The following is a 23225-nucleotide window of genomic DNA, read 5'->3' as shown; positions in this document are numbered from 1 at the left end:
CCGGTCCACCGAGGTCACGGTGGGGGCCGGCGGTGCGGAGCGGCCCCGCGCCCGCGTCGAGGCGCAGGTGCGGGGCCGCTCCGGGGGCCGTGGCGGGTCAGCGGGAGCCGGCGTCGGCGAGGTCGGGGTGGTGGCGGCGGGTGACCTCGGGGTGGGCCCGGGTGTAGCCCTTCCACTCGTTGAGGCCGAACTCGGCGAAGAGCGGGTTGCCCGGGTCCTGGGTGGCGCCGGGCGCGTGGTGCGCGAGGGGGAAGTCCAGCGGCTCGATGTGGGCGTCGAGGCGGGGGTTGTAGAAGAACGGGACGGAGAACCGCTCGCGGGCGCCGGCCGGGCTGACCACGCGGTGGTTGGTGGCCTTCAGGTAGCCGTCGGTGGCGACCTCCAGCAGCTCGCCCAGGTTGACCACGAAGGCGCCGTCCAGGGGCGGGACCTCCAGGAAGCTGCCGTCCGCGCGCTCGACCTGGAGGCCGCCGACGGTGTCCTGGAGCAGCAGGGTGATGAAGCCGTAGTCCTTGTGCGCGCCGACGCCCTGGCCGGCGCCGTCGGGCGCGGTGCCGGGGTAGCGGACCAGCTTCAGCCGCAGGTGGGGGTGGCCCGCGAAGGCGTAGTCGTAGAAGTCGGGGCGGGCGCCGATCGCGGCGAGGAGTTCGTGCAGCAGCCGCTGGGCGACCGCGCCGAGGCGGTCGATCCAGCCGAGCGCGGCGGTCCGCAGCTCCGGGAGCGCCCCGGGCCACTGGTTCGGGCCCTCCAGCCACCAGTACGGCGGCTCGCCCTGCCCCGGGACGTGCGGGGGCAGCTCGGCGCCGATGTCCAGCTGGTCCCGCCAGTCCTGGCTGCCGCCGGTGAGCTCGTCGCCGGTGCGGGTGTAGCCGCGGAAGTGCGGGGAGTTGAGGTTGCTCACGGCGAGCCGGTCGGCCTGCGGCAGGGCGAAGAACGCCCGCATCGCGTCGATCAGGGCGGCCGTCTCGGCCGGGGTGACGCCGTGGCCGACGAGCTGGAAGAAGCCGACGCCGGTGGCCGCGGCCCGCAGCTCGTCGTGCAGACGGAGCCGGTCCTCGGGGGTGCCGTCGGCGAGCGACAGGTCGATCACGGGGAGGGCGTCCGCGGGGGTGGCCGAGGGGGAGGTGGAGGGGTGCTGCTGCGTCATGGGTGACATCCGCTGGGTCTCGTCCTGGCCGTTCCCGGTGATCGACCGGGGGCGCCGGGGCCACGCCTGGTGCGGCGGGAGCCTCGGGGCCAGGAGGGGGGACGCGGTCGCCGGGGACCGCGCATGAGGGTGGGAGGCGCGAGGTTCAGCTGGAGCGTCGACAGGACATGCTCGTCACGCGGAGCAGGTCCACGTGAAGACGGCGAACAAGTATGAGCACGTCACCAGCCTAGATGACGGTCGTACCGGCGGGGAGACCCGTGCGTCGAGTTCGTGTCGTGGCCCTGACAATCACCCTCCGGCCGCCCCGGGATCCGCCCGGGCGCGGCGCTCCCGCCCGCGCCCCGGAGACGGCCCCCGGGGCCGTGCCGCCGCCCGGAACCCGTCCCTCCGGGGCGGCGGCACGGCCGGCGGTTCAGGCGAGGCGGGCCGCGGCGTACGCCTCGATGGCGTCGCGCTGGTACGCCGCGAGACCCGGTGCGATCGCCTCGTACGCGGCGCGCCACGGCTCGTTCTCCACGCAGGAGCGCCCGATCGCGCGGTACTCCTCGGCCGTGACCGGCCGGAGCGCGGTCAGCGAGCGGTACTGCCCGTCGACCTCCGCCTGCACCGCGTCGGCGTCGGCGCGGGTGCCGGCGGTCATCAGCTCGGCCAGCCGGATCATCAGCGCGGTGCGCTCGCGCTGCCCGGCCTCGATCTCGGCCCCGCTCATCGCGGCCGTGGCCCGGCGGGCCTGCTCGGCCAGCTCCGGCCAGTCGCGCAGGGTCTCCTCGTAGTCGGCGGGCCGGACGCCCTCGAACAGGTTCTCCGGTCGGTTGATGCCGGTCATGGGTGTGCCGTCCTTCCTGGACTGCTCCAGTTCGGCGATCGTGCGGGAGACGGTGGCGGCCAGGGTGTCCAGCCGGTCGCGCTCGGCGAGCAGCCGGCGCCGGTGACCGCGCAGGGCCTCCAGCTCGTCCACCTGCGAGGCCACGATCAGCCCGATCTCGGACAGGCCCACCCCGAGCGCCCGCAGGACCAGGATCTGCTGCAGTCGCAGCAACTGCGCCTCCTCGTAGTAGCGGTGGCCGTTGGAGCCGATCCGGGCGGGCGGCAGCAGATCGATCTCGTCGTAGTGCCGGAGCGTGCGGGCCGTGACACCCGACATCCGTGCGACCTCCGCGATCGGCCAGGCCATCGCCGTCTCCTCACCTCTTCGCCTCACCGGGCCGGTCGCTCCGGCCCTGAACAGGACGGTAGAAGCTGCCGCTGCGGCAGCTTCAAGTCCGGCGGTCCGGGCCGCGCCGACGCACCGGACGCGTCCACCGCCCGGGCCGGCGCCGCGCGGTCAGGCCCGTGCCGCCGGGGCGGTCGGCCGCGCCGCGCGCGCCGTCTCCCGCAGGGCGGCGACCAGGTGCGCGAGGGCGGGCCGGCCCCAGGCGGTCTCCCGGACGGCGGCGTGGATCGCGCGGACCGGCTCCGGCGCGCGGACCTTCCGCACGGTCACCCCGGGGTGGCGCTGGGCCAGGCCCAGCAGGGGGACCAGCGCCACCCCGAGCCCGGCCGCCACGAAGCCCTGCGCGGTCGGGTAGTCCTCGCTGTCCACCGCGAAGCCGGGGCGGAAGCCGGCCCCGGCGCAGGCGTCCAGGACGATGTCGAGGCAGGGGCCGGCCCGCTCGCTGCCGACCCACGGTTCGTCGGCCAGGTCCGCGAGGTCGAGGACGCGTTTCGCGCCGAGCCGGTGGCCCTTCGGCAGGACGGCGCGGTACGGGTCGTCGAGCAGGTGGACGAGGCGCAGCCCGGGGTGCTCGCGCCCGCCGGGCCGGACCACCACCGCCAGGTCGGCCCGGCCCCGGAGCACGTCCTGCAGCGGGTCCTCGGGGTCGGTCATCGCGAGGCCGAGCCGCACCCCCGGGTGCCCGGCGCGGAAGGCCGCGACCGCGGGCGCCACCAGGGCGGCGCCCGCCGTGGCGAAGTAGCGGACCGCCAGGGAGCCGCTGCGCCCGGCCAGCAGATCGGCGAGCGCCGTCCCGGCCTCGGCCAGCTGCCGCTCGACGACGGCGGCGTGCTCGGCGAGCAGCAGCCCGGCGGCGGTCGGCCGCACCCCGCGCCCGGCGCGTTCCAGCAGCGCCGTCCCGGTCTGCTTCTCCAGGGCCGCCACCTGCTGGCTGACGGCGGACGGGGTGTAGCCGAGCGCGGTGGCGGCCGCGCTCACCGAGCCGCCGGTGACCACCGCGCGGAGCACCTGCAGACGTCGCACATCGAGCATGCGGCCCAGCATAAAGGTGTAGACGGGCTTAAACATGCTGCAGAACATTTCACTTGTCCTGTCGTGTCCCGGGGGGCAGCGTTCGTACTCGGCACTCCCGGGCGGGAGGCCGACCGACGAAAGGCAGGTGTCCCGTGGTGCGGATGGCCGTTCTCGCCCTGCTCTGGGGCTCGGGCTTCCTGTGGACCAAACTCGCGCTGCAGAACGGGCTGACCCCGCTGCAGATCACCGTGGCGCGCTCCGCGCTCGGGGCCGCCGTGCTGCTCCTGCTCGCCCGCGCCGCCCGGCAGCGGCTGCCGCGCGGCGCCGCGGTCTGGCTCCGGCTCGCCGTGGCGGCCTTCTTCTGCAACGCGCTGCCCTTCTTCCTGGCCGCCCTGGGCGTGCGGACCGTCGGCTCCGGGCCGGCCGGAGTGCTCAACGCGACCACTCCGCTCTGGTCGCTGCTGATCGGCCTGGCGCTCGGGACGGAGCGCGGGTGGCACCCGCGGCGCCTCGGCGGGCTGCTGCTCGGCTTCGCGGGGGTGCTGCTGATCTTCTCGCCGTGGCAGGGCGCAGGGTCGGCGCAGCAGGGCGGCGCCTCCGGCTGGGGCGTGCTCGCCCTGCTGGGCGCGGCCGCCAGCTACGCGGTGGCCTTCACCTACATGGGCCGCGTGCTCACCGGCACCGGCACCGCCCCGCTCGCCCTCTCCGCCGCCCAGCTCACCGTCGCGGCCGGTCTGGGCACGCTCGCACTGCCGGCCGCCGCCGGCACCACGGACGGGTTCAACCTCCGGGCGCTGGCGGCGGTCGCCGTCCTCGGGGTGCTCTCCACCGGGCTCACCTTCCACCTCAACTACCGGCTCATCGCCACCGAGGGCGCCACCGCCGCCGCCACCGTCGGCTATCTGCTGCCGGTCGTCTCCACCGGGCTCGGCGCGCTCGTCCTCGACGAGCCATTGAGCGCCCGGACCGTCACGGGAATGATCGTGGTGCTGGCCGGGGTCTTCCTGACCCGCCCGCACCGCCCCCGGGAACGGCCGGTCACGGCCCGCCCGGCCGCGCCGGCGACCCCCGTCCCCTTCGCCCGCACCGATCGAACGAACCGACCATGAGCTCCGGATCACCCTGGCGGATAGGCGACTTCCGCACCCTGTTCACCGCCACCGCGCTCACCCGGCCCGGTACCGACATCGGCTACGTCGGGCTGCCCCTGATCGCCGTCACCGCCCTTGACGCGAGCGCCGGGCAGGTCGGGGCCCTGGCCACCCTCGGCACCCTCGCGTTCCTGGTCGTCGGCCTGCCCGCCGGTGCCTGGGTGGACCGGATGCGCTCCTCGCGACGGCCTTCCTCCCGGTCCACCTGTCGCCTCCCCGACCCGCCGCCTCCCCGGCCCGCCGGCCGTCGATCCCGTCACCGGGCCGCCCACGGCACTTGACCTCAAGTCGGCTTGAACTTCCATCATGGTGACCATGACCGCGCACACCACGGACGCCGCTGCCGACACCGAAGCCGTCAGGCAGGTCGTCGCCACCGTCCAGCACGCCCAACTGAACGAGCTCCCCGAGGAGTTCATCGACCTCTTCCGTGCGGACGCGATCTGGACCACCGCCCACGGCAGGCGGTTCACCGGCCGCGACGAGATCGCCGAGTTCACCCGCAAGGTGCTCCCGGGAGCCTTCCGGGACTCCGGCACCACCGCCGACTACGAGGTGGTGCACATCCTCTTCGTCCGCCCCGACGTCGCCGCGGTCAAGGTCCGCCAGCGCTACCTCACCCTGGCCGGCGAACAGATCGGCGAGGAGGGCAGCCCGCTCTACGTGATGGCCAAGGAGGACGGCCGCTGGCTCCTGACCGCCTGCCAGAACACCCTCGTCCTGCCCGCGTGAGGGCCCGCCCGGCGCGCAGGCCGGCGCGGAGGCCGGCGGGGAGGCCGGCGGGGAGGCCGGCGCGGAGGTGCCGAGGTCAGCCCTCCGGGCTGGGCGCGGGCTCCTGGGGCGCGGCGTGCGGGAAGGGGCAGCCGCCCCGGGGTGCGGCGCCCTCCTCGAAGGTGCCGAGCTCGCCGATCCGGTAGCCGCCCGGGTAACTGCGGACCTGCCGGCCGTCACGGGCCAGGAACGGGGTGCGGCGCGGCGGCAGCAGGCGGACCAGCCGGCCGCGCAGCCGCATGCCGGCGCGGACGGCGTACCGGAGTGCGGCCGGGGGCCTGGGGTAACCGAAGGCCTCGCGCAGTGGGTCGTCGAGCAGGCAGATCGAGGACATCCGCATCGAGGGCCGCAGCGGCGCCGGGTACCAGGAGGCCATCAGGCCGAGGGTGGCGTCCGAGACGTCCCGGCCGCCCCGGTCGTGGCCGAAGTGGGCGCGCTCGTAGTCGTCCAGCAGCCGCTCGAAGGCGTCGTACGTCTCGGGGATGTCGCGCAGGCCCATGTGGCGGCCCAGTTCGCGGTAGTAGTTGGTGGCGGCCCGCACCTCGTGCGCCGAGTACGGGCGCCAGCCGTAGTCGTCCAGCCAGCGCTTGGGCACCACGACGAAGGTGGCGAGCACGTACCGGAAGTCGTCGTCGGAGATGTCGTACCGGCCGTGCATCCGGTTCATCCGCCGGATCGCCTCCCGGCCCTGCTCCGAGGCGAAACCGTGCTCGACCACGGCCTCCAGGATCAGCAGGGTGTCGTCGTAGCGCTTCTGGGTGCGGCGGGTGAACTCCCCGGTCCGCGCGAGCAGCCGGCCGATGCTCGGCACCGCGTAGGTGCGGTAGAGCGCGAAGCCGAGCGACTGGGTGGTGTCCCACGGGAACTCGTACCAGCTGCTGATCCGGTAGATCTCGGTGAACTCGGTCTCCGGGTCCATCCGCTGAATCTTCTTCAGCCAGTCGTATCGCTGCACAGGCCGACCCTAGGGGCCGGTCAGGGACGGGTCAACGAGGCCACAGCGGCGGACCGCCGTGCCGCCGTCGTGGGCCCAGGCTCTTCCGGGAGACGGCAACGTCGGGTCGGCCGCCGGGGGGAGGGACGGGCGTGCTCGAACGGCTTCTCGTGGGTCTGATCCCGGTCGGGCTGGTCGCCGTCGCCGGCTTCGCGTACTGGTGCTGGGCGAAACTCGGCACCGAACGGCCGGTGGAGCACCACGGTTCCATGCCGGCCGAGCACCGCGGTCCCGAAGGCGCCGGCTGACGGCGGGCGGGGCTCCCACGGCATGCCGGGTCAGCTCCCCTTCGCCCCGCGCCCCCCGGTGATCAGGGGGCGCGGATCATCAGGCGCGCCGCTCGGCCTCCCGGGCCGCGCGCTCCACGCGGTTCCGGTGTTGCTCCCACCACGTGCGGTCGCCGGGCGCCATGTTGTCGTCCCCGGGCCGCAACCCCGTGGTCCCGTCGATGAGTTCCCGGACGACGTCGGCGTGCCCGGCGTGCCGCTGGGTCTCCGCGACCATGTGGACGAGGACCCGGTGGAGCGTCAGTTCGCTCCGGTTCCCCCACGGCACCCGGCCGACCGCGTCGAGCGGCAGCGACTCGATCGTCGCGTCCGCGTGGGCCCAGGCCTCGCGGTACCGCCCGACGATCTGCTCCCGCGTCTCGTCGGGGGTCGCCCACAGGTCCGCGTTCGGCTCGGCGTCGCCGGTGATCCAGAGCGGCGTTCCGGCGAACGGCCGCCCGAAGGTGTCGCCGAAGTAGACCGCCTCGGCGCCGGTCGCGTGCTTGACCAGCCCCAGCAGATTGGTGCCGGTCGGCGTCATGGGGCGGCGCAGGTCGTACTCCTGCAGCCCGTCGAGCTTCCAGAGCAGGGCGTCGCGCGCGTCCTGCAGGTACATCCGAAGGTCCGCCTTGGAATCTGATCCGATCATGCGGATCAGTCTGTCGCCCGGGCGATCCCTGTCCACCGACATTGGCGCAACCCCCGCACCACCGGCGGTCCGGTGAAGGGCGCTCAGCGGTTCGGAGCGGTCCGGCCGGGAGGCGCGGACAGTGCGGTGGCGGCGGCGTCGAGGATGTTCCGGAACGTACGGGTGATGACCGGCCGGGCGAGCCGGCGGGTGAGCAGGCCGCCGAGCAGCGGGATCCCGACCTCGGCGCGGGTGGTCCACCGGACCCGGGTGCCGCCGTCGACCTCCGTGAACGTCATGCGGCCGAGCTCGTGACGGGACGGCGGCAGGCTCCGGTCGACGACGTACTCGGTGGCGTACGGGGGGTCGTAGTGGGTGATGCGCTCGCTGAACCAGCCGATCAGCCACAGGTGGTGGCGAACGGCGCCGACGCCGTAGGGCGCCTCGGCGCCGCGCCGCGCGAGGCGGCAGCGCAGCACCAGTGGCGACGCCGTGTAGTTGGTGGTCGTGGTGAGCCAGCTGAACACGTCGTCGATGGGGGCGTCGATGACGCGTTCGACGGTCATGGTCTCCATGGCGGGCCGTCCTCCTCGGTCGAGCGGTTCGTCCTCCTCGTGCGCCAGGAAGACGCCCTGCCCCGCCGGAATGTGACGGCTCGTCAGTGTGATGCGGGCCACGGTGCGGGTGTCCGGCCGGGTCAGGCGTGGTCGTCGGCCGAATGCAGAACGGCCTCGGCGATTTCGCGCACGCGGGCCAGGGTGATGCCGGTCCGCTGCTCGACGGCGAGAGGGTGGTCGGTGGGTTCGAGCTCGACGAGGGGACGCCGGCCGACGGGCCTGGTGCAGACGTTGGTCTTCAGGTTCAGGGTGCTGGGCGAGTAGACGGGAAGCTCGGTGGTCAGCCACCCGAAGTACGGCTTCTCGGATTCGCGCCCGGGTGTGTCCCACAGGTCTGCGGCGCGGGCGAAGTTCTCCCGGCTCAGGGAGACCCAGACGCCCCAGGAGAAGACGTCATCGCTGTCGACGACCGGTATCTCGATCAGACCCTTGACGAAGTAGTGCTGGGCTCTGATGACGCACTGATCCGATGAGAGCAGACAGTCGGGCTCCTCGGCGAAGCTCGGATCCCACACGTAGGGGGCCGTCGGCGAGTAGTTCATCGGCAGCTGCGTGTGGTGCTCGCCGCAGCACGAGCAGGTGAATCCGAGGTCACTGGTCATGGGCTGAAGCCTAGTGATCGGATCCGATGCGGCAGCGATCCGCGGGTGGCGGGGCGCACGCCACCGCCCGGGAGGGCCGGAACCGGATCCGGCCGTCCCGGGCGGTGCTCCCGGCTAGGCGAACTGGCCGGGGCGGTAGTCGCCGGCGGGCATCTGGAGCATGACGTTCCCGCGGTTGAAGGCGTTGATGACGGTGATGACCCCCACCAGGGCGCCGAGCTGGTCCTCGTCGTAGTGCTGGGCGGCGTTCGCCCAGACCCTGTCGGGGACGCCGCCGGCCGCGTCGGCGATGCGGGTGGCCTCCTCCGCGAGTTCCAGCGCCGCGCGCTCGGCCTCGGTGAACACCGTGGCCTCCCGCCAGGCTGCGACCAGGTTGAGGCGCTCGGCGGACTCTCCGGCGTGCACGGCGTCCTTGAAGTGCATGTCGGTGCAGAAGCCGCACCCGTTGATCTGGCTGGCTCGGAGCTTCACCAGCTCCTGCGTCGAGGCCGGCAGGGTCGAGCCCTCAAGGACCTTGTTCGCGGCGATGATGTGCTTGTAGACCTTGCCGAGTACGGGGTTGGTGAAGGGGTTCAGGCGTGCTTCCATGATGCGCTCCATGGCCGGTGTCTGGCAGTTGCACATCTTGGACGAGACAGCCCGGCGAGTTGTGACAGGGATGTTGTGACGCGGACGCTGTGACGCGGATGTTCCGTGCCGCGCGTGGTCCCCGTGCCGGCCCGGGGCTCACGCCGGTGGGTCGGCCGGGCCGGCGTCCCCGGGTCGGGCGGCGGCCGCCTCCTCCAGCAGGGACCAGCCGTCGATCTCCACCGCCCGCGGTTCCCCCGGCTGCCACCCGTGGGCCGATGCCGCGTCGAGCAGGGCTCGGACGGCGCCCGGTTCGTGCAGGTTCAGGGAGCCGCCCCGGACGTACCCGACGTCCCCGGAGCCCAGGGGGAACCCGCCCGGGACGTACCGGTCCGGGCCCTCGGTGAACACGATGCGCAGCGGGCCGCCGGTGCCGGCGGGCTGCGGGTACAGCGTGAGGGTCTCGCGGCACTCCGGGGACCGGCCGTCGTCCCGCACACGGTGGCGGTGGCGGAGCGTCCACAGGTACGCGCGCCCGTCGGCGACCAGTAGGCGGGGCTTCTTCGGGTGGCGTGGCACGGAGCCGAGCGTACGCGGCCCGATCGGCGGGGAATCCCGGGGTCGACGGGTCCGGGGCAACGGAGAGTGACCGGTGGGGTGGGTTAAGCAGACTTGAATCTTTGCGAACGAATGTTCGATCCTGGGGGCGTGCCCGTTTTCGAATCTGTTTTCGAATCCACCGCCGAGCGGCAGCCGCTCCGGCCGGTGGTGTCGGCGGCTGCGCTCGGGGCCGGTACCGGTACGGCTGCGGCCGCCGGTCGGCGTGGGCTGCTGCCGGTGCTGCCCGCGCTGGGGGCGGTGCTGCCGGAGGGCGGGCTGCGGCGGGGGACGACGGTGTCGGTCGGGGCCGAGGACACCGGGCTGCTGCTCGCGCTGGCGGCCGGGGCGCGGGAGTCGGACGGTGGCTGGGCGGCGGCGGTCGGGCTGCCGGATCTCGGACTGGCCGCGGCCGCCGGGTACGGGCTCGACCTGCGGCGGCTGCTGGTGGCGGACGACCCCGGGCCGCACTGGGCCGAGGTGGTGTCGGTGCTGGCCGGGGCGGTCGAGCTGATCATGCTGCGCCCGGACGGACCGGTGGCGCCCAAGCCGGCCGCCCGGCTGGCGGCCGTGCTGCGGCGCAGCGGGTGCGTGCTGCTGGTGGCCGGCCCGTGGCCGGGGGCGGGGCTGCGGCTGGAGGTGCGCTCCGGCCGGTGGTTCGGGCTGGGGGACGGCCACGGTCAGCTCACCGGGCGGCAGGTGGAGGTGGTGGCCGAGGGACGCGGCTCGGCGGTGCGCGGGCGCACCGCCCGGCTCTGGTTGCCGGACGCGCACGGCGAGGTGCGGGCGGTGGCCGAGCCGGCCGGGGTGGGGGAGGACGTGCCGTCGGGGGCCGGGGCGGGCCTCGACCGTATGGCGGTGGTGTGAGATGGCCGGCGGCGGAGTGCCCGGAACACCTGAGGCAACCGGAGCGACCGGGACGCCCGGGACGCCGCGGGTGCTGGTGGTCTGGTGCCCGGACTGGCCGGTCGTGGCGGTCGAAGGACGTGCGGACGGCGGGAGCGACGCCCCGGTCGCGGTGGTCGCCGGTGGGCGGATCCTGGCCTGTTCGGACGCGGCTCGGGCGGCCGGGGTGCGGCAGGGGCAGCGGCTCAAGCTGGCCCAGCGGCTCTGCCCCGCGCTGGAGCTGCGCGAGCGCGACCCGGAGGCGGAGACCCGGCGGTTCGAACCGGTGGTTGCGGCGGTCGAGGCGTTCACGCCCCGGGTGGAGGTGCTGCGCCCGGGTCTCTGCGCGATCCCGATGAAGGGGCCGAGCCGGTACTTCGGTGGTGAGGAGGCGTTGACGGCGAAGGTGCAGCGGGCGGTGTCGGCCGCACTGGCCGGCACGGCGGACCGGGACGGGGAGGAGGCGCCGGGCGGGGAGGGCCCGGGTGGGCAGACCCATCCCGCCGACCCCGAGCCCACCGGGCGCCCGCACCCGCCGGGGCCCCACGCCGACGCCGAGACTCCGACCGACGCCGACGCCGACGCCGACGCCGACGCCGACGCCGACGCCGACACCGACACCGACACCGACACCCCCGTCCGCGCCGCGTGGACGCACCCGGCGGAGGCCGACCGTGCGGCGGCGCGGCGGCGGGCCGGTGCGGTGGACGGGCTGTTCGCCGCCGCGCCCGCGGCACGGGACGGCGCCCCGGGCGGGTTCGCCCGCCCGCCCGAGCCGTACGCGGTGGAGCCGCACGCGCCCGAGCCGCACCCGCCCGAGCCGCACCCGCCCGAGCCGCACCCGTCCGAGCCGCACGCCGCCCAGGCGTCGGCCGGGCCCGGGCGGCCCGCGGGGGCGGATGCGGCTCCCCGGGCCCACGTCGGAGTCGCCGACGGCCTGTTCGCCGCCGTGCTGGCGGCCCGGGCGGGGGTGCTGGTGCCGGCCGGCCGGACGGCGGAGTTCCTGGCGCCCTACCCGGTGGCCGCGCTCGGTGACGAGGGGCTGGCGGAGTTGCTGGACCGGCTCGGCCTGCCCACCGTCGGGGCGTTCGCCGCGCTGCCCGCCGAGGCGGTCGCGGACCGCTTCGGTCCGACGGGCACGACCGCCCACCGGCTGGCCCGGGGACTGCAGCCGCGCCCGCTGGTACCGCGTACGGAGGGCCCGGACCTCTCCGTCGAGCAGTGCTTCGACCCGCCGGAGCCGCTCGCCGAACCGTTGGTGTTCGTCGCCCGCACCCTGGCCGAGCAGCTGCACCGGCAGCTCGCCGGGGCGGGCCTGACCTGCCAGCGGGTCGCCGTCGAGGTGGTCTGCGCGGACGGGCGGACCGTCTCGCGGCTCTGGCGGCACGAGGGCCGGCTGTCGGCGACGGCGCTCGCCGAACGCGTCCGCTGGCAGCTCCAGGCCTGGCAGGGCGCGGGTACGTTCGCCGTGTCGGACGACGGGCGGTCGCACGACGCGGGCTTCACCGCCCTGCGGCTCGTGCCCGACGACCTCTCGCCCGACCAGGGGCGGCAGTTGGCGCTCTGGGGGCAGGCGGTCGCGGACGACCGGGTGGAGCGTGCGGTGGCCCGGGTCCAGGCGGTGCTCGGGCACGCCGGGCTGCGCCGGATCGAGCCGGCCGGCGGGCGGGGGCCGGGCGAGCAGGTGGTCCGGGTGCCGTGGGGCGAGCCGTACGACCCGGCGGCGCCGGCCGACGCGCCCTGGCCGGGGCGGCTGCGGGACGTCTGGCCGGCCGTGGTGCACCGCGCCCCGGTGCCGGTGGAGGTGCTGGACGCGGACGGACTGCCGGTGGTGGTGGACGGCCGGGCGGGGGTGTCGGCCCGCCCGGTCCGGATCGCGGTGCGCGGGCGGGACTTGGGGGTGGCCGGCTGGACCGGGCCTTGGCCGGCGGTCGAGTACTGGTGGGACCAGTCGCGGGCCCGCCGCCGGGCGCGCTTCCAGGTCACGGTGACGGACGGTCGCGCGCTGCTGCTCACGGTGGAGAACGGCGAGTGGTTCGTGGAGGCGGGTTACGACTGACGGCAGGCAGGCAGGCAGGCAGGCAGGGGGCGCAGCGGCGTAGGACGGAGGACGCGGGGCCGAGCACAGCAGGACCAGGGCGGGGGAGGCAGCACACGAGCGAGACCGAAGGCGACAACCCCCGATGGGATTCACCAGCCACCCCACGCTCCCCTGGAGCGAACTGCACCGGCGCCTGACCGGCGGCCGGCCGGGCCCGGCCGTCGGCGAGGTGGTGCCGTTGCGCCGCGCCGAGGGCCGGGGCCCCGGGCCGGCCGAGCCGACCGGCGACCCGGCCTGGGCGGAGCTGCACGTCCACTCGGCCTTCAGCTTCCTCGACGGTGCCAGCGATCCCGAGGAGCTGGTCGCGGAGGCCGCCCGGCTGGGCATCGAGGCGCTCGCGCTCACCGATCACGACGGCCTCTACGGCGCCGTCCGCTTCGCCGAGGCGGCCCGCGAGGCGGGCATCGGCACGGTGTTCGGCGCCGAGTTGACGCTGCGCCGCGACCAGGAGGTGGAGCACCTGCTGGTGCTGGCCCGGGATCCGGCCGGCTACCGCCGTCTCTCCGCGGCGATCGGGGCCGCCCAGCTGGCGGGCGGGGCCAAGGGCCGGCCGGCGTACGACTTCGCCGCGCTCGCCGACGCGCACGACGGCCACTGGGCGGTGCTCACCGGCTGCCGCCTCGGCCGGGTACCGGCCGCACTCGCCGCCGGAGCCGCCGGAGCCGCCTCAGCAGCCGGAACCGCCTCAGCCGCCGGAACAGCCGGAGCCGCCGCAACGGCCGCAACGGCCGCCGGCGCCCACGCCGGAACCGGCGAAGGCACCCGCGAGGCCGAGCGCCGGCTGCGCACCCTCACCGAGGCGTTCGGCCGCGAGAACGTCCACGTCGAGCTGATCGACCAGTGGCTGCCCGGCGACGACCTGCGCAACGACGCCCTCGCCGCCCTGGCGGCCCGGCTCGGCCTCCCCGTCGTCGCCTCCACCAACGCCCACCACGCGGGCCCGGCCCAGGGCCGGCTGGCGCAGAGCCTGGCCGCCCTGCACGAACGCCGGACGCTCCAGGACGCGGCGGGCTGGACCCAGGCGTCCGGCACCGCGTACCTGCGCTCGGGCCGCGAGATGGCGGCCCGGCTGGCCCGCTTCCCGGGGGTGCGGCAGGCCACCGTCGACCTGGCCCGGGCCTGCGCGTTCGACTTCACCCGGCTCGACCCGGAGCTGCCCGGCTTCCCCGTCCCGCCGGGGCACACCGAGATCAGCCATCTGCGCGCGCTGGTCGCCGACGGCGGCCCGGCCCGCTTCGGGCCCGGGAACGGGCCCGCCCGCCGGCAGCTCGCCAAGGAGCTGGACGTCATCGAGGACCTGGACCTGGCCGGGTACTTCCTGATCGTCCACGACATCGTCGAGTTCTGCCGCCGCGAGTCCATCTGGTGCCAGGGTCGGGGCTCGGCGGCCAACTCGGCGGTCTGCTACGCGCTCGGCATCACCGCCGTCGACCCGATCCACTACCGGCTGCTGTTCGAACGCTTTCTCTCCACCGCCCGGGACGGGCCGCCCGACATCGACCTGGACATCGAGAACCGCCGCCGCGAGGAGGTCATCCAGTACGTCTACCGCCGCTACGGGCGCGAGCACGCCGCCCAGGTCGCCAATGTGATCACCTACCGGCCCCGGCTGGCGCTGCGCGACGCCGCCCGGGTGCTCGGCTACCCGCAGGGGCAGGTGGACGCGTTCAGCCGGCAGAGCGACTTCCGCTCCCCGCCCGGCGTGGACGCCGTCATCCCGGCCGACGTGCTCGCCCTGGCCGGGCAGCTGCACGGCCTGCCGCGCCACCTGGGCATCCACTCGGGCGGCATGGTGCTCACCCGGGAGCCGATCGCCGAGCTCTGCCCGACCGAGTGGGCCCGGATGCCGGGGCGGTCGGTGCTGCAGTGGGACAAGGACTCCACCGCCGGTGCCGGGCTGGTCAAGATCGACCTGCTCGGGCTCGGCATGCTCTCCGCCCTGCACGACACCTGCGACCTGATCGCCGAGCACCACGGTGTGCGCTACGACCTGGCGACCATCCCGGACGACGACGCGGGCGTGTACGCGATGCTGCGCCGGGCCGACACGGTCGGGGTCTTCCAGGTCGAGTCGCGCGCCCAGATGGCGACCCTGCCGCGCCTCAAGCCGGACCACTTCTACGACCTGGTGGTCGAGGTGGCGCTGATCCGCCCGGGCCCGATCCAGGGCGGATCGGTCCACCCGTACCTGCGGCGCCGGGCCGGGGTCGAACCGGCGGGCTGTCCGCACCCGTTGATGGAGAACGCGCTCGGCAAGACCCTCGGGGTGCCGCTGTTCCAGGAGCAGATGATGCAACTGGCCATCGACTGCGCCGGGTTCACCCCCGCCGAGGCGGACCTGCTGCGCCAGGCGATGGGCTCCAAACGCTCGCACGAGCGGGTCGCCCGGCTGCGCGAGCGGCTGTTGAACGGCATGGCCGAGCGCGGCATCCCGCCGGAGACCGCCGAGGACGTCTACGTCAAGATCGAGGCCTTCTCCAGCTACGGCTTCCCGGAGAGCCACGCGATCAGCTTCGCCTACCTGGTGTACGCGAGCGCCTGGCTCAAGCACCACTACCCGGCGGCCTTCACCTGCGCGCTGCTGGCCAACCAGCCGATGGGCTTCTACGCACCGCTCAGCCTGATCTCGGACGCCCGGCGGCACGGGGTGCGGGTGCGCGGGGTGGACGTCAACGCCAGCGGGCCCCGGCCGACCCTGGAGCCGTACCGGGGGCCGACCCCGGTCCCGCCGCTCACCGCGGGCAAACCGCAGCCGGCCATCCGGCTCGGGCTGGACACCGTCCGCGGTGTCGGCACCCCGCAGGCCGAGGCGATCGCGGCCGGGCAGCCGTACGCGGACCTGGAGGACTTCGCGCGCCGGACGGGTCTGGCCGCGCCGGTGCTGGAGGCCCTCGCCGCGGCGGGCGCGTTCGGCTGCTTCGAGCTGAGCAGGCGCCAGGCACTGTGGGCGGCCGGGGCGTTCGCCGGGGTCTCGGCGGCGCTGATCCCCGGCACCACGCCCGGGACCGAGGCTCCGCCGCTGCCCGAGATGACCCCGGTCGAGGAGACCATCGCCGACCTCTGGGCCACCGGCGCCTCCGCGACCAGCCACCCCGTCCAGCACCTGCGCGCGCATCTGGAGCGCGGCGGCGCGCTGACCGCCGCCGAGCTGCCGGGCGTGGAACCCGGCGCGGCGGTGGTGGTCGGCGGCCTGGTGACGCACCGCCAGCGCCCCCCGACGGCGGGCGGGGTGCTGTTCCTCAGCCTGGAGGACGAGACCGGCCTGATCAACGTGATCTGCAGCCGCCCGGTCTGGGAGTCCCAGCGGCGCACCGCCCTCGACCGGGCCGGCCTGCTGGTGCACGGCCACGTCGAACGGGACCGCGGCGCCACCAACCTGGTCGCCACCCGGCTCACCCCGCTGCGCCTGGGGGTCTGACCCGGAGCCTCGGGCGAGGGGCTAGGCTCATGATCAAGAGAGCTTTCGCACACGGAAGTTCACTCTCGTCGCACGTCATACCCGGAGGCAGGCAGCAGTGACCGAGCAGATACGTTCACGTGTTTCGGCGTACGCGATCGCCACCGTGGAGGAGCGGTTGCTGCTGACGCGGCTCTCCGACGCCTCGCCGGTCTTCCTGCCTGGCCTCTGGCACCTTCCCGGTGGCGGGATCGACCCGGGCGAGCAGCCGCAGGAGACGCTGGCGCGCGAGCTGCACGAGGAGACGGGGCTCGAACTGCGCAGCGCCCGCCTGGTGGACGCGCGGAGTTACTCGGCCCACCGGCTCGGGGTGCACTGGCACCTGGTGGGGCTGTTCTACCGCGTGGAGCTCAAGCCCGGTGCACTGGCCGTCACCGAGGTCGACGGGTCCACCGACGGCGTCCGGTGGATGCCGCTGGCCGGCCTCACCGGGTCGATGCTGTCCCCGGCGGCGGTCGACGGCCTCGGCCTGCTCGGCGCGTGAGCGACCCGGCTGGTTCGATCGCGCCGGCGCCGGCGCCAGTGGCAGCACCCGGCCCAGGGGCCCTGCAGGCCGGGTAGCCGATCTCGGCGATGTCCTCGGTCGACGCCGGTGACAGCGCGGGCGTGGAGGTGCGGGCGTGGAGGCGCGGGCGTGACAGCGCGGGCGTGGAGGTGCGGGCGCCGAGGTGTGCCGGCGCGGCGCAGTCGTGGGGGCGCCTGCGCCGCGCCGGGGCTGGGGGGAGAGTGGCACGCGGGCTCAGAAGGCGGGGGTGTCGTTCAGCTCGACGATCCGCAGATCGCCCAGGCGCACGGTGTACCAGACCTCCTGGCTGCTGCCGCCTCCCCAGTACTCGACGAAGCGGATCGAGGCGAAGCCGTGCTCCTCCTTGATCTGCTGCACGGACCACTCCGTCGGCACGTTCTGGGCGCGGAACACCGGGTCGGCGCCGTGCTCGGCGGCCCAGGCGTCCAACCGGAAGTTCAGGTGCGGGGTGAGGAAGCGCTCGCGCACGGCGCGCGGGGCCTCGCCGCTCTGGTGGAGCACCGCCTTGCCGTACTCCTGGACGAAGGTGACCACCCGATGGGCGGCGGGCGTCCCGGCCCGGACCGCCGCCCGGGACGAGCCGGGTGTGTCGGTGGGCAGGGCGGGGGCGGCCTGGGCGGGGGCGGCCGGGCCGCCGATCGCCAGCAGGGCGGCGAAGGCGGCGCCGGCCAGGACGGTACGCAAGGCGTCAGTACGAATCATGGGGGAATTCCATCATTCGTCGACGAACTCCGCATATCGCCGAAAGGAGTGGTTTAGTCCATCGGCACTGTTATTTGACGATTGATCACCTAGAGGTCGGACCCCGCCGCGCGCCCCTTGCCCGGCGCGCCCGCGAAGACCTGGGCGATCGGCAGCCAGGCCGTCGCCGTCGCGCCGGTGGCGGTCAGGGCCAGGTCGTCCCGGTGGCGGCGCTGGGTCACCAGCAGGCAGAAGTCCAGCGCCGGTCCGCTCACCCGGTCCGCCGCGTCCTCCGGGCCCCAGGTCCACAACCCGCCGCCCGGCGCGGTCAGTTCCACCCGGACCGGTACCTGCGGCGCCGGCTGCCCGTGCAGCGTGAAGGCGAACCCCATGGTCCGCACCCCCAGGTGGGCGATGTGCCGCAGCCGCGGGGTCGGCTCGCGCACCGCGCCCAGGGTGTCCGCGACGTCCTGCCCGTGCGCCCAGGTCTCCATCAGCCGGGCGGTCGCCATCGAGGGCGCCTTCATCGGCGGCCCGAACCACGGCAGCCTGAGGCCGGCCGGTGTCGCGGCCAGCGCCGTCCACAGCCGTTCCCGTCCGGCCCGCCAGCGTGCCAGCAGTGCCGCGGGCTCCTCCGCGGCGCCGCGCGCCGCGCCCTCGTCCACCGGGTCCGCGCCGGCGGCCAGCAGCTCCCCGAAGACCCGGCCGGACTCGGTGACGAAGGCCTCCGGGTCGCGCGCGGAGAGCGCGGTCCAGTCGTCCGTCCAGGCCAGGTGGGCGATCTGGTGCGCGATCGTCCACCCCTGGGCGGGGGTCTGCGCCGCCCACTCCCCGGGCGCCAGGGTGGCCACCAGGCCGTCCAGGGCCTCGCTCTCGACCCGCAGGTCGTCGAGCAGGCCGGTCAGCACAGCTGCGCCCTCCGGTGCCGCACCGTCCATCGTCATGGGCGTCCTCGTTCCCCTCGGTAGTGACTCGTCGGTAACCCGCGCCCGCACCCTACGCCGCGCCCGCCGCGACCACCCGGGACTCCACGGAACACGCACGTCACGACTCTCGCCACCGGCCGCGCCGCGTGTGAGAATCGCGCGGTGACAAGGGCCGTGGACACCCCCGCCCGGGCGGCCGACCTCCCCCGCGAGGCCGACGCCCTCGCCGTGCGCGCCGCCGAGCTGGTCCGGGACGCCGTGCTCGGCGATCTCGCCCGCCGCGTGGTGGCCGACTGCGGTGCCGACGTCGGCCTGGTCGGCGTTCCCGGCCCGGACCGGCGGAGCCGGGGGCCCGAGGGCATGGTGCTGCGCCACTGGGCCGGCACCCGGGCCGAGCTGCTGCACGATCTCGCCGTCCCCACCGGGACCGGCCTGGGCGGCCGCGCGCTGGCCGAGCGCACCCCCAGCTGGGTGCCCGACTACCGGGCCGCCACCACCATTTCGCACCACTACGACGCCGCCGTCACCGCCGAGGACCTCTACGCGATGCTCACCGTCCCGCTGCTGCACGGCGGTACCGTGCACGGCGTGGTGTACGCGTCGATGCGCGCGGTCGTCCCGTTCGGGGACGTCCGGATCGGCGCCGTCACCGGGCTCGCCGCGGCCGCGACCCGGGCGCTGGCCGGCGCCGCCGCCTGGAGCGGTCCGGCCGCCCGGAAGCCGCACCCGTCGGGCACGGCAGGGCCGTTGACGCCGTCGGCGCCGCTCACCCGGCGCGAGCACGAGGTGCTGCGCTGGGCGGCGACCGGCCGGACCAACCCGGAGATCGCCGCCCAGCTGGGCCTCACCCGCAACACCGTGACCGGCTACCTGAAGAGCGCCATGCACAAGCTCGGCGTCCGCAACCGCACCGAACTCGCCCTGGCGGCCCGGGAGTCGGGGCTGGTCAGTTGACCTGCCGGTCCCGCTCGGCCCAGTAGGGCTCGCGGAGCCGGAACTTCTGCAGCTTCCCGGTGGTGGTCCGCGGCAGGGTGTCCCGGAACTCCACCGAGGTGGGGGACTTGTAGCCGGCCAGCCGCTGCTTGCAGTGCGCGATGAGGTCCGCCTCCAGGACGTCGTACCCGGGCTTGAGCACGACCAGCGCCTTGACCGTCTCGCCCCACTTCTCGTCCGGCACGCCGATCACCGCGACCTCGCCCACCGACGGGTGGTCGTACAGGCAGTCCTCCACCTCGATCGAGGAGACGTTCTCCCCGCCGCTGATGATGACGTCCTTCTTCCGGTCCGAGATGGTCAGGTAGCCGTCGGTGAGGGTGCCGCCGTCCCCGGTGTGGAACCAGTCGTCCCGGATCGCCTCCGCCGTCTCCTTCGGCTGCTGCCAGTAGCCTTCCATCACGACGTTGGCGCGGACGAGCACCTCGCCCTCCTCGTCCACCCGCACCTGGTTGCCGAGGGCCGGCGCACCCGCCTGCACCAGCTTCTCCGCCCGCTCCCCGGCGGGCAGTTCGTCCCACTCGGCGCGCGTGCGGTTGACCGTGACCACCGGCGAGGTCTCGGTCAGGCCGTAGATCTGCATGAACTCCCAGCCGAGTTCGGCCTCGACCCGCTGCACCACCGAGGTCGGCGGCGGGGCGCCGGCCACGATCATCCGCACCCTGTCCCGGCCGGGGACCGGCCCGTCCCAGTCGGCCGCCGCGTCCAGCACCATCTGGATCACCGCGGGCGCGCCGCTCAGGAAGGTCACCCCGTGCCGCTCGACCCGGCGCAGGATCTCGGCGCCGTCCACCTTGCGCAGCACGATGTGCCGCGCGCCCAGCCCGGTGAGGGCGAACGGCAGGCCCCAGCCGTTGGCGTGGAACATCGGCAGGGTGTGCAGGTAGACGTCGCGGTCACCCGCGCCGAAGTGCAGGCCCATCAGGACCGAGTTCAGCCAGATGTTGCGGTGGGTGAGCCGAACGCCCTTGGGACGGGCGGTGGTTCCGCTGGTGTAGTTGATCGTCGCGGTGTCGTTCTCGCCGATGTCGTAGCGGCGCGGCGCGCGGTCGAAGTCGTACAGCCGCGCGTCGCTGTCCGCGCCGAGCACGAAGGTGTGCCGGGCGCGGACGCCGGCCAGCGGCTCGGCGAGCTCGGGGTCGACCAGCAGCACGGAGGCGCCGCTCTGCTCGACGATGTAGGAGACCTCCTCCGCCCGCAGCCGGAAGTTCACCGGCACCAGGACCCGGCCGTGCCCGCTGACGCCGTAGAGCGAGGTCATCAGCCGGGCCGAGTTGTGCGAGACGATCGCGACCCGTTCGCCCGGCCCCACGCCCAGCCGGTCCAGCCCGGCGGCCTGCGCCCGGGCCAGCTCGGCGACCCGGCGGTAGCTCAGCTCGCCCCAGGATTCGGCGGGTTGCACCGGCTCGTCGACGATGCCGACCCGGTCGCCGTAGACCAGCTCGGCCCGGTCGAGGAAGTCCATCACGGAGAGTGGAATCTGCATGCGCCCACTGTCCTCCGCCCGGTGGCCCCTGCACACCCCCGATCGGGGGTGTCACCCGGACGGGCCGCCGGCGCCGGTCCCCGCCGGCCCCGCTCGCCGCCGGCCCCGCTCGCCGCCGCCAGCGCGGCGACCGGCCGGTGTCAGCCCCCGCCGGCCGCCGCCAGCGCGGCGACCAGCCGGTTCCGGGCCTCGGTCTGGACGGCGATCCGGCGTTCCAGGACGGCCAGCCGCTTCCGGGCGATCCGCAGCGCCGTGGCCGACGGCGGGTTGGCCAGCACGTCGCCGTCCAGGCAGCACAGGAAGGGCCGGACGTCCTCCAGGGTGAACCCGGCGGCCAGCAGGGAGCGGATGTTGCGGACCCGCACGGCCGCCGATCCGTCGTACACCCGGTAGCCGTTGGCCGCGCGCGAGGAGCCGATCAGCCCGGCCTGCTCGTAGTGGCGCAGCGCCCTGGCCGTGCTGCCGGTCACCCGGGCGAGCTCCCCGATCCGCACCGCTGCCCACCCTTTCCCGGGCCACCGCCCGGCTCACCCGGGGCGAGCCGCCCGGCTCACCCCACGACGGCGCCGCCGTCCACGGGCAACACTACTCCGGTGACGAACGAGGCCTGCGGCGAGGCGAGTTGCGTGATCGCCCAGGCCACCTCGGCGGGCCGGCCGATCCGCCCGAGCGGGGTGCGGGCGATCTGCCACCGCCGGACGGCCTCCCGCTGTCCGGCGTCGAGCCCGGAGTGCTCGCCGATCGGGGTCTCGATCGCCCCGGGCGCCACCGCCACCACCCGCACGCCGCGCGGCGCCAGCTCGACCGCCCAGCTGCGGGTGACCGACTCCAGCGCGGCCTTGCTCGCCGCGTACACCGCGTTGCCCGGCCAGCCCCGCTGGCCGACCGACGTCGTGACGTTGACGATCACGCCCCGGCTCGCCTCCAGCGGCGCCAGGGCCGCCTGGCCGAGCAGGACGGCGGCGGTCAGATTGGTCGCGAGCTGCGTCGCGACCGCCTCCCGGGTGAGCCCGCCGAGGGCGCCGGCGCGGACGATCCCGGCGTTGTTCACCAGGACGTCCAGCCGCCCGTACCGGTCCAGCACCTCCCGCACGACCGCCTCGGGGGCGTCGGCGCCGGTGATGTCCGCGACCAGCGGGTGGATCCGCCCGGGGGCACCGTCCGCGGTCCGGGCCAGCGGCTCGGGCCGCCGTCCGACCGCCACCACCCCGACCTCCGGCCCCTGCGCCGCGAAGGCCTGCGCGGTGGCCCGGCCGATCCCCGTCCCGGCGCCGGTGACCAGCACGATGCGGGGGGCCGTCTGCTGCTGCGTGTGTGCGTTCATGCCGCCCAGCCTCCGACCCTGCCGCCAGTGGCAAGGTCAAGCCGCCGCCGGGACGGGGCGGGGAACGCCCGCCTCCGCTTGCTGTGCCGGGCGCGAACAGGGGCCGGTCGCGGGCGGCCGCGGGCGGGCGGGCTGCTAGGAAGGTGCCACGCACTCGAACGGGGAGAAACACGCATGAGCGACGAACGACCCGAGAGCCTGTACGACGCCCTGGGGGGCATGGAGGCGCTCCGCCGCCTCAGCAACACCTTCTACGAGGGTGTCCTGGCCGACCCGGTGCTGAAGCCCGTCTTCGCGAACTTCACCACCACCCACATCGAACACGTCGCCGTCTGGCTGGCCGAGATCTTCGGCGGCCCGGCCCGCTTCACCGCCGAGCTCGGCGGGCACCAGTCGCTGCTCCGCTCGCACCTCGGCCTCGCCATCACCGAGGAGCAGCGCGGGCGTTGGATGGAGCTGATGGGCGCCGCCGTGCGGCAGGAGCTGCCCGACGACGAACTGCTGCGCCGCCGGGTGCTGGAGTACTTCGACTGGGGCACGAAGATCGCCAAGGACGTGTCGGCGGCACCCGTCGGCGAGGACCTCGGGGACCCGGGCCCGACGCCGCGCTGGGGCTGGGAGGGCCTGCGGTGACGGTCGCCACCGAACTCCCCGCCGCCGAAGGCCTGGTGCTGCGCCCGTTCCGGGACGAGGACGCGGCCGCCCTGGTCGAGATCTACCGGGACGAGACGCTGCGCCGCTTCACCCGGATCCCGCTGACGGACCTGGACGAGGCGGCCCGGTGGCTGGACCTGCAGCACCGCGGCCGGGCGGACGGCGAGCGGTACAGCTTCGCCGTCCTGGAGCCGTTCGGCGGGTCGGCCGCCGGGGCCGCCGCCGGGGCCGCCGCCGGGCCTGCCGTCGGGTCCGCCGTCGAGGACGGCCCCGCCACGCTGGTCGCCAACGTGGTGCTCAAGCGCGGCACGCCCGGCGCGGCGACGGCCGAGGTGGGCTACTGGACGGCGGCCGCCGCCCGCGGCCGGGGCGTGGCCCCGCGCGCGCTGGAGGCGCTCACCCGCTGGGCGTTCGCGGCCTTCGCGGCGGACGGACTGGTCCGGCTCGACCTGCTCCACCAGGTGGACAACGCGGCCTCCTGCCGGGTGGCCGGGAAGACCGGCTACCACCTCGCCGGCGTCCTCCGGGCCAGGCCGCCGGAGTACCCCCTGGACGGCCACCTGCACAGCCGCCCGGCCCCGCCGGCCGCGTAGGCCCCGCCCCGGCGGAAAGGATTGGACGG

At 75.1% G+C, this 23225-nt stretch carries 25 protein-coding genes; 11 read left to right on the top strand and 14 right to left on the bottom strand.

Going from position 1 to position 23225, the window contains the following annotated elements:
• Positions 1 to 97 precede the first annotated feature (97 nt).
• From ACWDRR_RS28385 to ACWDRR_RS28375, 3 genes are all read right to left on the bottom strand, one after another.
• Positions 98 to 1156: an isopenicillin N synthase family dioxygenase gene (locus tag ACWDRR_RS28385; protein ID WP_449775086.1), complete on the bottom strand. Its 1059-nt coding sequence runs from the start codon at positions 1154 to 1156 to the stop codon at positions 98 to 100.
• 406 nt (positions 1157 to 1562) lie between these two features.
• A complete protein-coding gene (locus ACWDRR_RS28380) occupies positions 1563 to 2324 on the bottom strand; it encodes a MerR family transcriptional regulator (protein WP_449775085.1) in 762 nt (253 codons plus the stop codon).
• Between the two features lie 150 nt (positions 2325 to 2474).
• Entirely contained in the window at positions 2475 to 3395 is a 921-nt protein-coding gene (locus ACWDRR_RS28375) for a LysR family transcriptional regulator (protein ID WP_449775084.1), read from the bottom strand.
• Positions 3396 to 3538: 143 nt separating this feature from the next.
• Here ACWDRR_RS28375 and ACWDRR_RS28370 point away from each other — a divergent pair, with 143 nt between their 5' ends.
• Genes ACWDRR_RS28370 through ACWDRR_RS28360 form a run of 3 tightly spaced genes read left to right on the top strand, consistent with a single transcriptional unit; the run spans position 3539 to position 5260 of the window.
• Positions 3539 to 4486, top strand: a complete 948-nt coding sequence (locus ACWDRR_RS28370) for a DMT family transporter (protein ID WP_449775083.1) — start codon at positions 3539 to 3541, stop codon at positions 4484 to 4486.
• On the top strand, positions 4483 to 4809 hold the full coding sequence (locus ACWDRR_RS28365; RefSeq protein WP_449775082.1) for a hypothetical protein: 327 nt from the start codon (positions 4483 to 4485) through the stop codon (positions 4807 to 4809). Before ACWDRR_RS28370 ends, ACWDRR_RS28365 begins: the two co-directional genes overlap by 4 nt.
• 25 nt (positions 4810 to 4834) lie before the next feature.
• The gene (locus tag ACWDRR_RS28360) at positions 4835 to 5260 is read left to right on the top strand and encodes an SgcJ/EcaC family oxidoreductase (protein ID WP_449775081.1); all 426 of its coding nucleotides are present in this window, start codon (positions 4835 to 4837) and stop codon (positions 5258 to 5260) included.
• Positions 5261 to 5336: 76 nt separating this feature from the next.
• Here the strand turns inward: ACWDRR_RS28360 and ACWDRR_RS28355 are convergent, their stop codons facing one another.
• Positions 5337 to 6254 (bottom strand): oxygenase MpaB family protein, encoded by a 918-nt coding sequence (locus ACWDRR_RS28355; protein ID WP_449775080.1) that lies wholly within the window; start codon positions 6252 to 6254, stop codon positions 5337 to 5339.
• Positions 6255 to 6385: 131 nt separating this feature from the next.
• On the opposite strand from ACWDRR_RS28355, the gene ACWDRR_RS28350 reads away from it, so the two are divergent.
• Positions 6386 to 6541 (top strand): hypothetical protein, encoded by a 156-nt coding sequence (locus tag ACWDRR_RS28350; RefSeq protein ID WP_449775079.1) that lies wholly within the window; start codon positions 6386 to 6388, stop codon positions 6539 to 6541.
• Positions 6542 to 6620: 79 nt separating this feature from the next.
• Here ACWDRR_RS28350 and ACWDRR_RS28345 read toward each other — a convergent pair whose 3' ends face one another.
• From ACWDRR_RS28345 to ACWDRR_RS28325, 5 genes are all read right to left on the bottom strand, one after another.
• Positions 6621 to 7208, bottom strand: a complete 588-nt coding sequence (locus ACWDRR_RS28345; protein ID WP_449775078.1) for a DinB family protein — start codon at positions 7206 to 7208, stop codon at positions 6621 to 6623.
• A gap of 83 nt (positions 7209 to 7291) precedes the next feature.
• Entirely contained in the window at positions 7292 to 7762 is a 471-nt protein-coding gene (locus ACWDRR_RS28340) for an SRPBCC family protein (protein WP_449775132.1), read from the bottom strand.
• 122 nt (positions 7763 to 7884) lie between these two features.
• On the bottom strand, positions 7885 to 8346 hold the full coding sequence (locus ACWDRR_RS28335; RefSeq protein WP_449775131.1) for a DUF2199 domain-containing protein: 462 nt from the start codon (positions 8344 to 8346) through the stop codon (positions 7885 to 7887).
• Between the two features lie 174 nt (positions 8347 to 8520).
• A complete protein-coding gene (locus ACWDRR_RS28330; RefSeq protein ID WP_449775077.1) occupies positions 8521 to 8994 on the bottom strand; it encodes a carboxymuconolactone decarboxylase family protein in 474 nt (157 codons plus the stop codon).
• A 138-nt stretch (positions 8995 to 9132) separates the two neighbouring features.
• A complete protein-coding gene (locus tag ACWDRR_RS28325; protein ID WP_449775076.1) occupies positions 9133 to 9552 on the bottom strand; it encodes a hypothetical protein in 420 nt (139 codons plus the stop codon).
• Positions 9553 to 9681: 129 nt separating this feature from the next.
• Between ACWDRR_RS28325 and ACWDRR_RS28320 the strand changes: the two genes are divergently transcribed.
• From ACWDRR_RS28320 to ACWDRR_RS28305, 4 genes are all read left to right on the top strand, one after another.
• Positions 9682 to 10437, top strand: a complete 756-nt coding sequence (locus ACWDRR_RS28320) for a hypothetical protein (protein WP_449775075.1) — start codon at positions 9682 to 9684, stop codon at positions 10435 to 10437.
• Between the two features lie 70 nt (positions 10438 to 10507).
• Positions 10508 to 12514: a DNA polymerase Y family protein gene (locus tag ACWDRR_RS28315; protein ID WP_449775074.1), complete on the top strand. Its 2007-nt coding sequence runs from the start codon at positions 10508 to 10510 to the stop codon at positions 12512 to 12514.
• 124 nt (positions 12515 to 12638) lie between these two features.
• Complete coding sequence (locus ACWDRR_RS28310) at positions 12639 to 15974, top strand: error-prone DNA polymerase (RefSeq protein ID WP_449775073.1); 3336 nt, start codon at positions 12639 to 12641, stop codon at positions 15972 to 15974.
• 97 nt (positions 15975 to 16071) lie between these two features.
• On the top strand, positions 16072 to 16497 hold the full coding sequence (locus ACWDRR_RS28305) for an NUDIX domain-containing protein (RefSeq protein ID WP_449775072.1): 426 nt from the start codon (positions 16072 to 16074) through the stop codon (positions 16495 to 16497).
• Positions 16498 to 16752: 255 nt separating this feature from the next.
• Here the strand turns inward: ACWDRR_RS28305 and ACWDRR_RS28300 are convergent, their stop codons facing one another.
• The gene (locus ACWDRR_RS28300; protein WP_449775071.1) at positions 16753 to 17241 is read right to left on the bottom strand and encodes a hypothetical protein; all 489 of its coding nucleotides are present in this window, start codon (positions 17239 to 17241) and stop codon (positions 16753 to 16755) included.
• Positions 17242 to 17330: 89 nt separating this feature from the next.
• Complete coding sequence (locus tag ACWDRR_RS28295; protein ID WP_449775070.1) at positions 17331 to 18164, bottom strand: TIGR03084 family metal-binding protein; 834 nt, start codon at positions 18162 to 18164, stop codon at positions 17331 to 17333.
• A gap of 144 nt (positions 18165 to 18308) precedes the next feature.
• Here ACWDRR_RS28295 and ACWDRR_RS28290 point away from each other — a divergent pair, with 144 nt between their 5' ends.
• The gene (locus ACWDRR_RS28290) at positions 18309 to 19100 is read left to right on the top strand and encodes a LuxR C-terminal-related transcriptional regulator (protein ID WP_449775069.1); all 792 of its coding nucleotides are present in this window, start codon (positions 18309 to 18311) and stop codon (positions 19098 to 19100) included.
• Here ACWDRR_RS28290 and ACWDRR_RS28285 read toward each other — a convergent pair.
• The 3 genes from ACWDRR_RS28285 to ACWDRR_RS28275 all read right to left on the bottom strand — a co-directional run bounded on the left by ACWDRR_RS28285 (position 19093) and on the right by ACWDRR_RS28275 (position 21949).
• Complete coding sequence (locus ACWDRR_RS28285; protein ID WP_449775068.1) at positions 19093 to 20625, bottom strand: AMP-binding protein; 1533 nt, start codon at positions 20623 to 20625, stop codon at positions 19093 to 19095. The two genes, ACWDRR_RS28290 and ACWDRR_RS28285, sit on opposite strands and share 8 nt — an antisense overlap.
• Before the next feature lie 140 nt (positions 20626 to 20765).
• Positions 20766 to 21119, bottom strand: a complete 354-nt coding sequence (locus ACWDRR_RS28280) for a MerR family transcriptional regulator (protein WP_449775067.1) — start codon at positions 21117 to 21119, stop codon at positions 20766 to 20768.
• A gap of 56 nt (positions 21120 to 21175) precedes the next feature.
• Positions 21176 to 21949: an SDR family NAD(P)-dependent oxidoreductase gene (locus tag ACWDRR_RS28275; protein ID WP_449775066.1), complete on the bottom strand. Its 774-nt coding sequence runs from the start codon at positions 21947 to 21949 to the stop codon at positions 21176 to 21178.
• 174 nt (positions 21950 to 22123) lie between these two features.
• Between ACWDRR_RS28275 and ACWDRR_RS28270 the strand changes: the two genes are divergently transcribed.
• Positions 22124 to 22582: a group II truncated hemoglobin gene (locus tag ACWDRR_RS28270; RefSeq protein ID WP_449775065.1), complete on the top strand. Its 459-nt coding sequence runs from the start codon at positions 22124 to 22126 to the stop codon at positions 22580 to 22582.
• On the top strand, positions 22579 to 23196 hold the full coding sequence (locus tag ACWDRR_RS28265; RefSeq protein ID WP_449775064.1) for a GNAT family N-acetyltransferase: 618 nt from the start codon (positions 22579 to 22581) through the stop codon (positions 23194 to 23196). The genes ACWDRR_RS28270 and ACWDRR_RS28265 overlap by 4 nt, the downstream gene beginning before the upstream one ends.
• The last annotated feature ends 29 nt before the right edge of the window (positions 23197 to 23225 follow it).

Source organism: Kitasatospora sp. NPDC003701 (assembly GCF_053587085.1).
Note: the sequence above shows the minus strand (reverse complement) of the source record. Positions and strands in the feature narration are given on the sequence as shown.